General features: G+C 60.4%; 13 protein-coding genes and 1 pseudogene. 3 read left to right on the forward strand and 11 right to left on the reverse strand.

Annotated elements, in window-relative coordinates; all coding sequences use genetic code 11:
• A pseudogene (locus DOU54_RS28010) lies at positions 1–155 on the reverse strand (TetR/AcrR family transcriptional regulator); the annotation flags it as partial.
• A 129-nt stretch (positions 156–284) separates the two neighbouring features.
• On the opposite strand from DOU54_RS28010, the gene DOU54_RS12355 reads away from it, so the two are divergent.
• Positions 285–1,553, forward strand: coding sequence for a D-alanyl-D-alanine carboxypeptidase (locus tag DOU54_RS12355; protein WP_162749610.1), 1,269 nt, complete (start codon positions 285–287; stop codon positions 1,551–1,553).
• A 3-nt stretch (positions 1,554–1,556) separates the two neighbouring features.
• On the opposite strand, the gene DOU54_RS12360 is transcribed toward DOU54_RS12355, so the two are convergent.
• From DOU54_RS12360 to DOU54_RS12400, 9 genes are all read right to left on the reverse strand, one after another.
• The gene (locus DOU54_RS12360) at positions 1,557–2,300 is read right to left on the reverse strand and encodes a metallophosphoesterase family protein (protein WP_004443109.1); all 744 of its coding nucleotides are present in this window, start codon (positions 2,298–2,300) and stop codon (positions 1,557–1,559) included.
• Positions 2,301–2,305: 5 nt separating this feature from the next.
• A complete protein-coding gene (gene uraH, locus DOU54_RS12365) occupies positions 2,306–2,662 on the reverse strand; it encodes a hydroxyisourate hydrolase (protein WP_113381257.1) in 357 nt (118 codons plus the stop codon).
• Entirely contained in the window at positions 2,659–3,159 is a 501-nt protein-coding gene (locus DOU54_RS12370; RefSeq protein WP_004443111.1) for an ureidoglycolate lyase, read from the reverse strand. Before DOU54_RS12370 ends, uraH begins: the two co-directional genes overlap by 4 nt.
• Before the next feature lie 3 nt (positions 3,160–3,162).
• On the reverse strand, positions 3,163–3,525 hold the full coding sequence (locus DOU54_RS12375) for a HepT-like ribonuclease domain-containing protein (protein WP_113381258.1): 363 nt from the start codon (positions 3,523–3,525) through the stop codon (positions 3,163–3,165).
• Positions 3,522–3,812: a nucleotidyltransferase family protein gene (locus tag DOU54_RS12380; protein ID WP_004443113.1), complete on the reverse strand. Its 291-nt coding sequence runs from the start codon at positions 3,810–3,812 to the stop codon at positions 3,522–3,524. The genes DOU54_RS12375 and DOU54_RS12380 overlap by 4 nt, the downstream gene beginning before the upstream one ends.
• 49 nt (positions 3,813–3,861) lie before the next feature.
• Positions 3,862–4,359: a 2-oxo-4-hydroxy-4-carboxy-5-ureidoimidazoline decarboxylase gene (gene uraD, locus DOU54_RS12385; RefSeq protein ID WP_113381259.1), complete on the reverse strand. Its 498-nt coding sequence runs from the start codon at positions 4,357–4,359 to the stop codon at positions 3,862–3,864.
• Entirely contained in the window at positions 4,359–5,282 is a 924-nt protein-coding gene (gene puuE / locus DOU54_RS12390) for an allantoinase PuuE (RefSeq protein WP_113381260.1), read from the reverse strand. Before puuE ends, uraD begins: the two co-directional genes overlap by 1 nt.
• A gap of 200 nt (positions 5,283–5,482) precedes the next feature.
• Positions 5,483–6,190 (reverse strand): DUF1045 domain-containing protein, encoded by a 708-nt coding sequence (locus DOU54_RS12395; RefSeq protein WP_113381261.1) that lies wholly within the window; start codon positions 6,188–6,190, stop codon positions 5,483–5,485.
• A 96-nt stretch (positions 6,191–6,286) separates the two neighbouring features.
• The gene (locus DOU54_RS12400; protein ID WP_113381262.1) at positions 6,287–7,501 is read right to left on the reverse strand and encodes an NAD(P)/FAD-dependent oxidoreductase; all 1,215 of its coding nucleotides are present in this window, start codon (positions 7,499–7,501) and stop codon (positions 6,287–6,289) included.
• Between DOU54_RS12400 and mnmC2 the strand changes: the two genes are divergently transcribed.
• Positions 7,500–8,255, forward strand: a complete 756-nt coding sequence (mnmC2, locus tag DOU54_RS12405) for a tRNA (5-methylaminomethyl-2-thiouridine)(34)-methyltransferase MnmC2 (RefSeq protein WP_113381263.1) — start codon at positions 7,500–7,502, stop codon at positions 8,253–8,255. The genes DOU54_RS12400 and mnmC2 overlap by 2 nt on opposite strands.
• Positions 8,256–8,266: 11 nt before the next feature.
• Here the strand turns inward: mnmC2 and DOU54_RS12410 are convergent, their stop codons facing one another.
• On the reverse strand, positions 8,267–11,941 hold the full coding sequence (locus DOU54_RS12410; protein ID WP_162749601.1) for a response regulator: 3,675 nt from the start codon (positions 11,939–11,941) through the stop codon (positions 8,267–8,269).
• 500 nt (positions 11,942–12,441) lie between these two features.
• Here DOU54_RS12410 and DOU54_RS12415 point away from each other — a divergent pair.
• The coding region (locus tag DOU54_RS12415; RefSeq protein WP_113731335.1) for a DEAD/DEAH box helicase at positions 12,442–13,829 on the forward strand (1,388 nt) is incomplete at its 3' end.

The following is a 13,829-nucleotide window of genomic DNA, read 5'->3' on the forward strand; positions in this document are numbered from 1 at the left end:
TCAGCAGCAAGTTTCGCCGCGCAATCGAGTAGATTGCGGCGCACCACCTCAGGCTGCTTCTTGCGTTCATGAGCGTTTGTCATGCCAAAAAACATACCGGATGGTTGGTTTCTTTTCAAGGAAATTGTGAGGGCAGCTGGCGGGTTGAAATTCATACTTAATTAAGCATGAAAGCGATCTCTAAAGTTTTAGCGGTTTTGTTGCCGGAAAGTGTCAGTAAAACTTTGCCCAGCGCGGCGATCGAACAAAAGGGGTGAACTATGTCGGGAATGATCAAACGGGGAATGGCGGGTGCCTGGATTTTTGCACTCGCCTTCTTTTGCGCGATCCTCTCGCTCCATGCGTCGCCGGCGCAGGCGGGCTATGCCCATTTCATCATGGACGCCAATACCGGCAAGGTTCTGGCCGCCCGCAATGCCGATGTGCTGAACCACCCCGCCTCGCTCACTAAGATGATGACGCTTTACCTGACCTTTGAGGCGCTGCATGCCGGCAAACTTCGCTGGGACCAGAAGATAACCATGTCCAAGAATGGGGCATCGGTCATTCCCTCGAAGCTCTATGTGCGTCAGGGCCAGACCTTCACCGTGCGCGAAGCCGTCTACGGCATGATCGTCAAATCCGCCAATGACATGGCCGAAGGTATGGGCGATCACCTCGGCGGCTCCGAGGCACGGTTCGCCGAAATGATGACCCGCAAGGCCCGCCAGCTCGGCATGACCAAAACGGTCTTCCGCAACGCGTCCGGCCTGCCCAACAAGTCTCAGGTGACGACGGCACGCGACATGGCGAAGCTCGGTCTTGCCTTGCAACGGGATTTTCCCAAAGAATACAGCCTCTTCGCCACGCAATCCTTCAATTTTCGTGGAAAGCGCATCCGTGGCCACAACAATCTGATGTACCGTTATCAGGGGATGGACGGCATCAAGACCGGCTATACCAACGCCTCCGGCTTCAATCTCGTCAGTGCAGTCAATCACAATGGCCGCCGCGTCGTCGGCGTCGTGCTGGGCGGCAAGACCGCGCGCAGCCGCGATGCCCAGATGGCTGCACTTCTCGACAAGGCCGTGCCGCAGGCATCGAGAGGCCGCAACACCGAACAGCTCGTCGCCAGTGCCAATGTCAGCCGCACCTTCGATGTTGCCGCCGCCGTGCCGCCGGCTGCCGTGCCGCTGCCGATGTTCGCCGAGCGCCGGGCAGATCCGATTGCAATGCAGATTGCCACCGCAAACGCCGATGTGGCGGACATGATGCAGGTCTCGGCCATCCCGCGGCCTGCTCCCGCCGCGGCTTCCGGCCAGCGCAGCCGGTGGGAAGTGCAGATCGCCGCCACCGACAGCGAAGCCGCCGCCCGCTCGCTGCTCGCCAATGCGCGCTCCAATATCGGCAACTATTCCGGCATCGCCCCCTACACCGAAGCCGTGCAGAGCGGATCGGCGACGCTCTACAGAGCCCGCTTCACCGGCTTCGAAGACCAGTCCTCGGCAGTCTCCGCCTGCAAGGCGCTGAAGGCACGCTCTTATGCATGTGTGGTGATGACCAGTGAGGGGTGATCCCTAGCGCTTCAGCCAGCCGTTTTCCAACGCATCGGCCAGATAAGGAATACCGTTGACCCGAGCCATTTCGGACATGGCCAGGTTGTCGTAACGGATATTGCGGAAATAGACCTGCCAGCCGCGTGCGGTTTCTTCGAGAACCGCATAGGTGGCGAGCGGGTGACCGGCTTCAACGTGGTGATCGAAAGGCGTATCGTCCCTCCACCCAGGACAGCCGACGCTGCCCGGATTGACGATCAGCCGGCCATCTGAAAGCTGCACGGCGCGTGGAATATGGGTATGGCCGCAAAGCATCAGCGGCTGCGTGATACCCTCAGCCATGGCTTCGATTTCGGCCAGAGGCCGCAATTTCAGGACACCTTCAGGCGACAGCGTTTCCAGCCAATATTCCAGATCGTCACGGGGCGAACCATGACAGCAATAAGCGACGTTCTTGAACACCATGCTGAACGGAAGAGTTTGCAACCAGTCCCGGTGCGCAGTGCTCAGCTGCGCATGGGCGGGCCTTTCCCAGCTCCCCATCTCCTCCGGCGCACGCTCGATCAGTTCCCGGTCGTGATTGCCGCGGATGCTGGGAATCCAGTTGCCGACCAGCACGTCGCCGGTAAAACCGGCCTCCAGCGGACCGCTGAAACAATCGCCGAGATTGACAATGTCCTCGATACCGAGCCTGGCGATATCCTCAAGCACCGCCTCCAGCGCGGCGCAGTTTCCGTGAATATCGGCAATGGCGGCAAAGATCATCGGTGTCAGCTTCCTCGATAGGTGGAATAGCTATAAGGCGAGAGCAGCAAGGGCACATGGTAATGACCGCTCTCGTCGGCAATGCCGAAACGGATCGGGATAATATCGAGGAAGGCCGGCTCCGGAAGCACGACACCCTTTCCTCGCAGATAATCGCCGGCATGGAAAACCAGCTCATACTCACCGGCCCTGAAACTGTCGCCAACGAGCAGCGGCCCGCCATCGACACGGCCGTCGCCATTTGTCTGCACCGTCTTCAGCTTGTCACGGCGATCACCGGAGAGCCGGTAGAGATCGATCACCAGCCCCTCGGCAGGCGTGCCGTGCGCGGCGTCGAGAACATGGGTTGTCAGACCGGTCATAGGCTGGGCTCCGCGATTACATAGGGCCTGTCGAAAAAATACTCTTCCAGATTGTTGCCCGGCCCGTCACGGTCGGCAACCAGAAAATCCGAAACCGCCTGCAACGGCATCAGCGGATAGTGCCAGACATTGCGGCGGTAATTCACGCCCTGATCGCCCCGCGCCAGAAACACCCGAGGCCGCCCCGGCCGGCCGCCATCGTCTTCGGCAACGACGACGAGGAAGGGCCGGCCGGAAAGCGGCGAAAAACTCTGGCTGCCGAGCGGATGCCGCTCCATCATCTCGATTTCATGCGGAAAGGCGCGCGGCTGCCCGCGGAAGATATTGAGGATCACACGTGCCCCCTCGCCTGCCGCCTCCGGCGCTGCGAGCGCATGATGCCGCTCCGTCTGGCCGCCATTGATGTACCGCATGGAAGAAGGTGTTGTTTCGATCACGTCGCCGAAGGACGCAAACGCCTCCTTGGTAAGAGGTTGTATGTTGAGAAAATCAGTCAAATGTCATTCACCTTGGGCATGCCAGTTTCGGAGAAGGGAGAGGCGCGCCTGCAAATCCGGAATACTCTGCGTTATCGTTTTCCAGACGACCGAGAGCTCTGCCCGGAAGTAATCATGCACGATCAGATTGCGCATACCCTTCATCTTGATCCAGGGGATTTCCGGGTGCTGCTGTAAAAACGCTGGGTAGTGCCTGTCGAGCTTGGCGACCGCCTCGCCAATCAGGGCAAGACCCATCATCACCGCCATCTGCGTGCGCGTGTCGGAAGAAAAAGCGGCCTCATCCATATCCTGAATGAAATCCTGTATCCTGGAAGCAGCAACATCCATCTCCTTCAGATAGAGCAGAAGCCGATCCGTACTCATACCGCTTTGGCTTCCTTCAGAACGCGCGCCCGAATATCCGAATGCAAGCCGCCCGAGGTGACGACATCGACCTCGACACCAAGCATCGTCTTCAGTTCTTCCAGCAAACCGCCGAGATCAAACAGCGTCGTACCCGGCAGCGCGTCCACCAGAATGTCGAGATCGCTGTCCGGCCTGTCCTCGCCGCGGGCGACGGAGCCGAACACGCGGGGATTTGCCGCATTGAAGCGTTTCGTCGCTTCGCGGATCGCTTCCCTGTTCTTTTCCAGCACCTCGGAAGGTCTCATCGTCATCTCCACACGGCGCGATTCTAGCAGAATGGCCGCAACGCGCCAATCATCCCTGCGGCAGCATTGCGCAAAGACGAAGCCAGGCGATCTTTTCCACCTGCGCCGTGGCGGTCGCGAATTCTTCGGCTGCGCCGTTACCTATGCGTGTCTCGAAGGCCGAGAGTATATCGTGCCTGTTCAGCCCCTTGACCGCGATGATGAAAGGAAAACCGAATTTATCGGTATAGGCGCTGTTCAATTCGGTAAAACGGGCGTGCTCTTCCGGGGTAAGTCTGTCGAGCCCGGCACCAGCCTGTTCGTTGCGGCTCTCTGCCGTCAACTCGCCGGCAATTGCCAGCTTGCCGGCGAGATCGGGATGCGCCCGCAAAACGCCAAGCCTTTCCGCCTCGGAAGCCGCGCGAAACTGCGCGCTAAGCGCGGCATGAACCGCCTTCGTCGTCAGCTCCAGGCCGGCCCCACCAGCGTCATAGGCCCGCTCGGCAATGAATGGCGAATGTTCGAACACGCCGCCAAAACGGGTAACGAAGTCCTCACGCGTCAGCATCAAAGCGCCTCCGGCTTGTGATGCTCATGCCAGTGACGGGCGATCTCGATGCGCTGCGGGATCCACACCTTTTCGTGGCCAAGCACATATTCGATGAAGCGGCGAAGTGCCGCTGCGCGACCGGGACGGCCGACAAGACGACAATGCAGGCCGACACTCATCATCTTCGGCGCACCTTCGATACCTTCCTGATAAAGCACATCGAAAGCGTCCTTCAGATAGGTGAAGAACTGGTCGCCGGAATTGAAGCCCTGCGGCGTGGCAAACCGCATGTCGTTGGTCTCAAGCGTGTAGGGAATGATCAGGAAAGGCTCATCCTTCACACCCTTCACCCAATAGGGCAGATCGTCGGCATAGGAGTCCGACGAATAGAGAAAACCACCCTCCTCCATGACAAGCCGCAGCGTATTGTCCGAGGGCTTGCCCTGATACATGCCATAGGGACGTTCGCCGGTGACCTCCGTGTGCAGACGGACCGCTTCGACGATGTGCTTACGCTCTTCCTCCTCGGAAAAATCCTTGTATTCCAGCCAGCGGTATCCGTGGCTGGCGATTTCCCAACCCGCTTCCTTCATCGCCGCAACCGCTTCCGGGTTGCGGGCCATGGCTGCGGTCACGCCGTAAACGGTGGTGGTGACGCCAAGCCCGGTGAACATGCGCCACAGCCGCCAGAAGCCGGCGCGCGAGCCATATTCATAGATCGATTCCATGTTCAGGTTGCGCTGGCCAGGCCAGGGCTGGGCGCCGACGATTTCCGACAGCAGCGATTCCGACGCCTTGTCATTGTCGAGAATGCAACTCTCGCCGCCCTCTTCGTAATTGATGACGAATTGCACGGCAATGTGCGCACCGCCCGGCCATTTCGGATCGGGAACATTGCGGCCATAGCCCACCAGATTGCGGGAGTAGTTTTCGGAAATCATTCAGCCACCCAGACCATCTCTCCCAATCGGCAACCGATTTCGGAGACACAAACAGAACTTCGAAGATGCCTGATCCAGACGGATGACGCAGCGCACTTCGAATATGCGATGTCGAACGGTAGCATTCGCATACGGAATGTCGAGATCAATTTTGCCGACATTCCGAAGCTTTTTTGTATACGATTATGATGACGCGCGAGTCAGGCAATCTTGCGGGCGGAAACGCGGCCCATGGGATGAAGCGAGTGCACCCGGAAAGGCGCTCCCGGCTCATCCTCGATGAAGAGCGCAAGGCTGGAAAATTGCAGGGACCGGGACAGCAGCGGCTCGAACACCTTGCGCACGGCCCGCTCGATCCTCTGGCTGCTGGCGGGTTCCACACCGCCGGTCAACGACATCTGGAACCGGAACTCGTCCATCACATGCGGGCTGCCCCAGCGGTGCAGATTGGTGAGCTGCGAGGCCGACAGCCGGTCCGGATCGGCACGCTCGATCTCCGCCTCTGTCAGAGGCGCCCGGTAACGGTCGAATTCCTGCACGACGCGGGCCGCGAAAAAATGCAGCACTTCACAGGGCCGTTCGGGGACGAGGCTGAAGACATTGTCATGCCTCGCCACCACAAGTTGCGGCAACGGAAAGGGTTCCTGCCTGCCGGAAAAATACATCAGGTCGCGCAGGAGCGCCGCTTCGGACTGACCCTCGGCAAGGCGGAAAGGAGCCTTGATGGTGCCATGGAAACCATACCGGCGCGGCAGGGCCGTGTGATAGGAAATCTCCTGCATGCCAAGATCGATCATATCGGGCGGCTCAACCGCCTGACCGGAATAGGCATCGCGCCCCAGCCACGCAGCGGCCACCTGCGTCAGGGGGTCATTGGGGGAAGGCGTGAAATGAATGGCGTATCGCATGCGCTGTCACCTCGCCGCAAAAGCGGACAAACCTGCCTCGTTGCAGGCCAGCAAATAAGTGATTTGCGTGACAGATTAACGACGTAAGCGGTCTGGTCAGAACTTTCCGATGCCCGCCATGGCTATGTTCACGTGTTCTTGAAGCTGGAAACTCCGCGGCACGTCCGGTGCCTTTCCGCAGACGGCCTGTAGCGCGGCATCGGCAAGAGAATGGGCAAGACCGAAGCTCACCTTGAAGCCGCCCGTCAATGCCACAAGCTTCGGGTGACCGGCAACCGTTCCCACCATGGGGTCTCTGCCCGCAGCCTTCGGCCGCAGCCCGGCCCAGCGTTCGAGAACCGGCGCCCCGCCAAGGCAGGGGACAATCGCAGCCGCATCCGCAAGCAGTTTTTCCAGCTTCTCATCCGTATCGAATGGGTCGGAAAAACAATCTTCGCTGGTACTGCCGATGGCGACCGTTCCGTCTTCGTGCGGCACGATGTAAAGACCGTTCAGGAACACCACCGGCATGGCCGGATCGACTGCCGCGTCGAGCAGCGCCGCCTGCCCCTTCACCGGCTGCCCGAGCACCAGCCCGGTGTCGAGGCCCAGTGCGTCCCGGATCAGGGGAAAGGATCGATGCCCATTGGCGATCACGGCGTGTCCGAACACGACCTCGTCACCCGAAGACAGCGCCGCCCGGCCTGTCTCCGCGTCAAGCGAAAGGACGCGGCAACCCTTGATCAACCGCACATGCCGCGCCTTGCCGAGAAACGCCGAAAGAAGCGCAATCATTGCACGCGGAGCCACCCGCGCCGCCAGCGTATCGAACACGAAACCCGCTGCGCCAGCCGCGTCATCCACCCAGCCCGCAACCGCTGGGCTGTCACCGACATGCCAATGGAACCGGCGCTCACCCGAGACCCAGTTCTCCTGCGCATCCCTTTCATGCCGCTCGGCGATGGGACGCAGATGCGGCTTCGGCAATGGGATGATCCGGCCAGAGCGGCGATAACCGGCGGAAAGCCCCGTTTCCGCCTCCAGCCCGGCGATCTCTTTTTCCAGCGCCACGAGGGCGGCAAACTGGAACTGCTTCTTGTCCGACCAGCGGTCCGGCATATGAGGCATCAGCGCGCCGAGCAGCCCGCCACTCGCGCCGCCACCGGGATGGTCCGCCTCCACCAGCAACGTCTCGATGCCGAGCCGTTCCGCCTTAACCGCAGCCCATAGACCCATGATACCACCCCCGACGATGAGGAGAGGGAGGGAAGCAGGCAAAGGCGTTCTTGGTGATTGACCCTGTTCGAAAGCGGGATTATCGGCTTTAGCCATGAAAGATTCCAACGACACTATCAGAGAGACTGGCGCACAGGCCGGTTCGGCAACCGGCGAAACCCACACTGCACTCGACTGGCGTGACGGGGATATGCCCTATTCGCTGGCTTTTGACGACCATTTTTATTGCCAGACGGATGGCAGGCTGGAATGTGGCCACGTCTTCCTGTCAGGAAACGGCCTGCCGCAACGCTGGCGGGAACGCGAAGGCGTCTTCCGCATCGGGGAACTGGGCTTCGGCACCGCGCTCAATCTGTGCGAGACATGGCGCCAATGGAAAGAGGTCCGCAACGGCCGCTCCACGTTGCATTTCATCTCCTTCGAACTCTACCCGATGAAGGCGGACGAGATCGGCCGGGCACTTTCCCGCTGGCCGGAGGTGGACGCCGAACGCAGGGCGCTCGCCGCCCTCTGGCCCGCCGAACCGAAGGGGAAGGTAGAGATTGAACTCGATGGTGAAACACGCCTGACGGTGGTCTGCGGCGAGGCGCTCACCGGTATTTCCAACAGTCACGAAACCTTCGATGCCTGGTTCCTGGATGGTTTCGCACCTGCGCGCAACCCGGACATGTGGTCGCTCGAGATCATGCAGGCACTGTTCGCCAGGACGGCGCCGGCAGGCACCTTCGCCACCTATGCCGCCGCAGGCTTCGTCCGCCGCAATCTCATCGCCGCCGGTTTTGATGTGGAACGACGCAAGGGTTTCGCAGGAAAACGGGAAATGCTCTGCGGCACCAGGCCCCCGGTTTGACCAAAACGACATCAGCGACCGGTTGCGTCATCAGATACCCGGCGCGGAATATCTTCACCCAGCCACTGGGCGATCTTGTCCTCGAGAATTTCGGGGCTGATGGGCTTCGACAGATAATCGTCCATGCCGGCCTGCAGGCATAGATCGCGGTCAGCATCCTGCGTATGGGCCGTCACGCCAATGATCGGCACATGCCGGCCTTCGGCGGCCGCAAGTTCGGCCGTCCGGATCGCCTGCGTTGCCTGATGCCCGTTCATGACAGGCATGGAGACATCCATGAGGATGATCGCGGGATTATATTCCTCCCACGCCTGAACGGCCTTTTTCCCATTGCCGACGATCAGGAACCGCAGACCCGTCTGCTGCAAAATCTGCGTGAAAACAATCTGGTTGACGTCATTGTCCTCGGCCACCAGCACATCGATTAGGCTGGGCCGCAGTCGGACGGAAACTGTCGGCACCTCTGCCCGCCGCTTCTTTTCTGAAGCAGGACCTTCCGGCCGGGACGAACCGCCGTCCGAGACACCTGCGAAAGCTTCCGGCCGCGCGCGTTTTAGCCGCACGTCGCGCACCACGTCGAACAGGGTGGAACGCAACAGCCGCGCCCGCGCGGGCTTCATCAGATGGGCCTGCACGTTGAGATCGGTAAAGAGCGTCTCGTCACCCACGACATCCATGGACGTGAGGAAAATGATGGCGATGTCATCGAAACGGCGATCCGCCCTGATCCGCTCCACCACGTCCAGGCCGTTCATGACAGGCATGTGATAATCGAGAATGATGGCGTCGATCGAAAGACCCACCGCTGCGGCTTCCTGCAGCACGGCGATGCCCGTGGGCCCACCCTCGACGGCATGGCCGTCTATGCCCCAGCTTTGCAGCTGCTCCGTCAGGATGCGCCGGTTGACATCGTTGTCATCGATGACGAGCACCCGGATATTTTCGATCGCCACCGAAAGAGGTGGGACATCCCTCCGCCTTTCGGTCATCTGAAACGGGATGTTGACCTCGAAACTCGACCCCTTGCCCACTTCGCTGACGACATCGATCTTGCCGTTGAACAGTCCGACAAGGCCGACGGTGATCGCCAGGCCGAGCCCGGTTCCTTCGTGACGGCGCGTGGCGGAACTATCGACCTGGCTGAACTTGTCGAAGATCGTCTCCAGCTTGTCGGAGGGAATACCGATCCCGCTGTCTTCGACACGCAGCGACAGGATGGCCTCCGAAGCTTCCGCTGACTGCGCAGAAAGCTCCACCAGCACATGGCCGGTTTCGGTGAACTTGACGGCATTCCCGACGAGGTTTGTAACAATCTGGCGGAAGCGTCCGGCGTCACCGATGACCTTGCCGAAAACCGACGGGTCGATCCGCACCACCAGCTCTATGTTCTTCTCCAGCGCCGCCGAGGACAGGAGCGAAACCACGTCCTCCACGGCTTCCGCCGGATCGAAAGATACGCTGCGCAGTTTCATCTGCCCGGCTTCGATCTTGGAGAAATCGAGGATGTCGTTGATAATCGTCAGAAGCGCATTGCCTGACTTGACGATGATGTCGGTGAAAGTCTTCTGGCGCGTATCGAGGTTGGATTTGGCCAGAAGCTCCGCCATGCCAAGCACGCCGTTCATCGGCGTGCGGATTTCATGGCTCATATTGGCCAGAAATTCCGATTTGGCGCGGTCCGCCGCTTCCGCCCGCGAAAGCAGACGTTGCAATTCGCCTTCGCGCATCTTCATCTCGGTCACGTCGGTGACGATCACGAGCCAGTAATTGCCGGAACTGTTGGTGGCTTCCAGGTTGAGCCAGCTCTTGCCGGCGACATGGATTAGCCAGGAGAACGGTCGGTTGGCGGCAATGTTGTCTTTCCAGGCATTGAGCATCGCGGCCGCTTCCTCGGCCGTGCCGAAATCTCCGCGCGCGGCACAATGGGCGAAGAAGCCGGACCAGTCGCGATCCTTTTCCAGCAGCTCGGGAGGCACGTCGAACATCCGCGCCATCGCCTCGTTGGACATGATGATCGTGCCCTGCTCCACCAGCACCAGGCCCTGCGCCATGGCGCGCGTCGCGCCCTGCATATATTCGCCGACGCGCTCCAGCTCGGCCTTCGCCTTGCTGATTTCGGCGTCGCGCATTCGCACATCCGTCACATCGGCATAGGTGCTGAGGATTTTCCCGCCTTCGAGGCGCGTTTTGGAGATGACGGTCACCTTGCCGCTTTTGCTGCGCACCTCGCGGGGGGCAAAGGCCCCATCCTTCAGGAGCCGCTGCGCCCGCTCGCTATAGACCTCGTCGAAAGGCCGGTCGCCATAATCATAAAGGCCGCTATCGAAATTCATCCTCATGAATTCGCGATAGTCTTTGCCCACAAGTGATTTCTCGCCGCCGATTTCGCCCCAGACCTGGTAGAAGAACGGATTGACATATTCGATGACGAGATCGGCGCTGAGAAGCAGCACCCCCACGGGCAGCGCGTGAAGTACCGCTTCGAGCTGGCGATGCAGCGCCTCGGCTTCGGCCTGTGTGGCGATCAGCGCCTTTTCCCGCTCCTGCAGGAGGCTGACATCGGTGACGGAGCCCACGAGGTAATATTCGTCATCCGGTGTCGCAACGCGGCCGAGCCGCGTGATGACGGGAATGGACCGTCCGTTGCGCTGAGGCATGTTTCCCGTGCGTTCGAGCGCCTCCCCGGTCCGCAAGATCCGTTCGTTTTCCTGCTGGAACTGGGAGCCATTCTGCGGGAACATTTCGGATTCGGTCTTGCCGATATAGTCGGCGAGATTGCCGCCGAGAAATGCGTCATAGGCGGCATTGGCATAGGTCAGCCGCCTGTCCTGATCCCTCAGGAAAACCCCCACAGGCAATTGTTCGAGGGCAGCGCGCAGCAACCAGGTCTCGCGGATCTGGGCGCTGAGAAGGGTCTCGTGCGCCTTGAACTCGGTCACATCGATGCGCAGGCCAACCAGCATGCCGTTTTCCAGCCGCTTGTTGACCATGCGCACCCAGCGGCCATCGGCGAACTGCTCCACCCTTTCGAGATAGGGCAGGGAAAAATCACGCAACTGCTCCCGCATCCAGCCTTCGAACGCAGGGTCGTCTTCTTTGACGCGACGATATCCGCTCGAAAAATAGAGCGCCTCCATCAGCGCCTCGAGCCGGATGCCCGGCTTCAGCTCGACGCCAAAACCGCTATAGAACTCCGCGAAACGGGCATTGCAATAAACCAGCCGGTTTTCCGCATCGTAGACGACGATGCCGGCATCGATGAAATCCATGAGGCCGCTGCTGAACAGCAGGTCCGACGCCCCGCCGATGTCCGCCGTCCCCGTCAGAACGCCCAACGGCATGTCTTCCACCGTTTCGAACAGGAACAGGCTGCCGTCATCATCGGTGAAGCGCTCGCAGCGAAGCGTGTATGGCAGGGAGGAAACCGAGGCATGGCAGGCGATCATCTCGTCCGTTGCAAAAACGAGTGAACGGCGCTCCCTGTCCTCCCGCTCCGCATCACGGATATCAGCCGAGAGGGAAAGGCTGGTGTGGCCTTCGAACGCCCTGAGGGGACGCCCCATCAACCGTGCGTAGGCGGCGTTGACCACGAGATAGCGCAGCTCGCTGTCCTTGATGCACGCGGGCAGGTTCAGGGCGGCCACAGCCCTGCAAGCCTTTTCCAGCAACCCGCTGCCCTCGGTCAATCGATACTCCACAGCGTGCAGTTTCACTTTTGTCGAATCAAATATTTCTAGATGACTCGCAAAAACGTTATGTGAGAAAATCTGTTTTTGCTATGCGCCCTGCCCGGCAATACACTTTTTTAACCATAATTATTCGCTGCGACTCAACTCTTCGGCCAGCTGGCGGCGGCGTTCCGCATGGCTGCCATGCGCCGTCCGGCAGCCATGTCATGAAACTATCGCTTGACTTTGGCGAGTAAAACGCCCACATGCCGGTCAAGCTTTCACCTTCGGCAGCCGCGTGAGCTGCAGCGTATGTTGAGAAGACTTGGTCCGAGAGAGACTTGGCCCGCATGAAGGAAAAGCGCAGAGAATACAGAAGACGGCATGTGCCGCACTGATGCGCAGAAAGTTATTCCAACCCACAAGTTCCCAATTCACGCGGGGTTCTTGACGCCGAAACCGCCGGACAGCAGCCCTGCTCCGGACGATTGGTTTTTGGCGCCCCGAAAGGCATTATATTGACCAGTTTTAGCGAACTCGGCCTCTCCGAAAAGATTGTTGCCAGCGTTACCCAGCTTGGCTACACGACCCCGACCCCCATTCAGGCAAAAGCCATTCCGCTGCTGCTCGAAGGCCGCGACCTGATCGGCCTCGCACAGACCGGAACCGGCAAGACCGCCGCTTTCGGCCTGCCGATCATCGAAATGCTGATGAAGCAGGCGGACCGCCCGGCAAACCGCACCTGCCGCACGCTCATCCTTGCCCCGACCCGCGAGCTGGTGAACCAGATCGGCGAAAACCTGCGCGCTTTCGTGAAGAAGACGCCGCTGCGCATCAACCAGGTGGTTGGCGGCGCATCGATCAACAAGCAGCAACTCCAGCTCGAAAAGGGCACGGACATTCTGGTGGCAACCCCCGGCCGCCTGCTTGACCTCATCGCCCGCAACGCCATCTCGCTCTCCAAGGTCACCTATCTGGTGCTGGACGAAGCAGACCAGATGCTCGATCTCGGCTTCATCCACGATCTGCGCAAGATCTCGAAGATGGTGCCCGCCAAGCGCCAGACGCTGCTCTTCTCCGCCACCATGCCGAAGGCGATCGCCGATCTGGCCCACAGCTACCTGACCGATCCGCTGAAGGTCGAAGTGACCCCGCCCGGCAAGGCAGCCGACAAGGTGGAGCAATATGTCCACTTCGTCGCCGGCAAGAACGACAAGACCGAGCTTCTGAAGAAGTCGCTCAACGAGAACCCGGATGGCCGCGCCATCGTGTTCCTGCGCACAAAGCACGGTGCGGAGAAGCTCTACAAGCATCTCGAACATATCGGCTTCAAGGTCGCCTCCATCCACGGCAACAAGAGCCAGGGCCAGCGCGAGCGCGCCCTGAAGGGCTTCAAGGACGGCGAGATCAAGGTTCTGGTCGCAACCGACGTCGCGGCCCGCGGCATCGATATCCCGGCCGTGACGCACGTCTTCAACTATGACCTGCCGGAAGTACCGGACGCTTATGTCCACCGCATCGGCCGTACCGCCCGTGCCGGCCGCGATGGCATCGCCATTGCTTTCTGCGCACCGGACGAGACCCGCCTGTTGCATGACATCGAAAAGCTGATGAAGATCGATATTCCGGTTGCTTCTGGTGAACGCCCGGCCGGTCTTGCCAGCCCGACGCGCCCCAACAACAACCGCGGCGGACGCAATAACAATGGCGGCCAGCAGCGCGGCCCGCGCGAAGGCGGACGCCACAACGGCGAATCCCGCCCGTCTCGCCACCACGCGCCGCGCGATGCGGACAATGATCTTGAAGTCACCTCAGACTTCAAGCGCGTGAAGCAGGCCGAAGGCGACGCAGGCCGCCCGGCTGGCCCGCGCAAGCATCGTCGTCCGGCCCGCAAGCCCGGCGGCAG

Source organism: Agrobacterium sp. MS2 (genome assembly GCF_003261015.1).
Taxonomy (GTDB): domain Bacteria; phylum Pseudomonadota; class Alphaproteobacteria; order Rhizobiales; family Rhizobiaceae; genus Agrobacterium; species Agrobacterium pusense.

What these genes read in the sequence shown, in the direction of transcription:
- DOU54_RS12395 (WP_113381261.1), bottom strand. Translation starts at nt 6,190, where the DNA reads ATGCGATACGCCATTCATTTCACGCCTTCCCCCAATGACCCCCTGACG.
- puuE (WP_113381260.1), bottom strand. Translation starts at nt 5,282, where the DNA reads ATGATTTCCGAAAACTACTCCCGCAATCTGGTGGGCTATGGCCGCAAT.
- DOU54_RS12360 (WP_004443109.1), bottom strand. Translation starts at nt 2,300, where the DNA reads ATGATCTTTGCCGCCATTGCCGATATTCACGGAAACTGCGCCGCGCTG.
- DOU54_RS12355 (WP_162749610.1), top strand. Translation starts at nt 285, where the DNA reads ATGGCGGGTGCCTGGATTTTTGCACTCGCCTTCTTTTGCGCGATCCTC.
- uraH (WP_113381257.1), bottom strand. Translation starts at nt 2,662, where the DNA reads ATGACCGGTCTGACAACCCATGTTCTCGACGCCGCGCACGGCACGCCT.
- mnmC2 (WP_113381263.1), top strand. Translation starts at nt 7,500, where the DNA reads ATGAAAGATTCCAACGACACTATCAGAGAGACTGGCGCACAGGCCGGT.
- uraD (WP_113381259.1), bottom strand. Translation starts at nt 4,359, where the DNA reads ATGCTGACGCGTGAGGACTTCGTTACCCGTTTTGGCGGCGTGTTCGAA.
- DOU54_RS12380 (WP_004443113.1), bottom strand. Translation starts at nt 3,812, where the DNA reads ATGAGACCTTCCGAGGTGCTGGAAAAGAACAGGGAAGCGATCCGCGAA.
- DOU54_RS12375 (WP_113381258.1), bottom strand. Translation starts at nt 3,525, where the DNA reads ATGAGTACGGATCGGCTTCTGCTCTATCTGAAGGAGATGGATGTTGCT.
- DOU54_RS12400 (WP_113381262.1), bottom strand. Translation starts at nt 7,501, where the DNA reads ATGGCTAAAGCCGATAATCCCGCTTTCGAACAGGGTCAATCACCAAGA.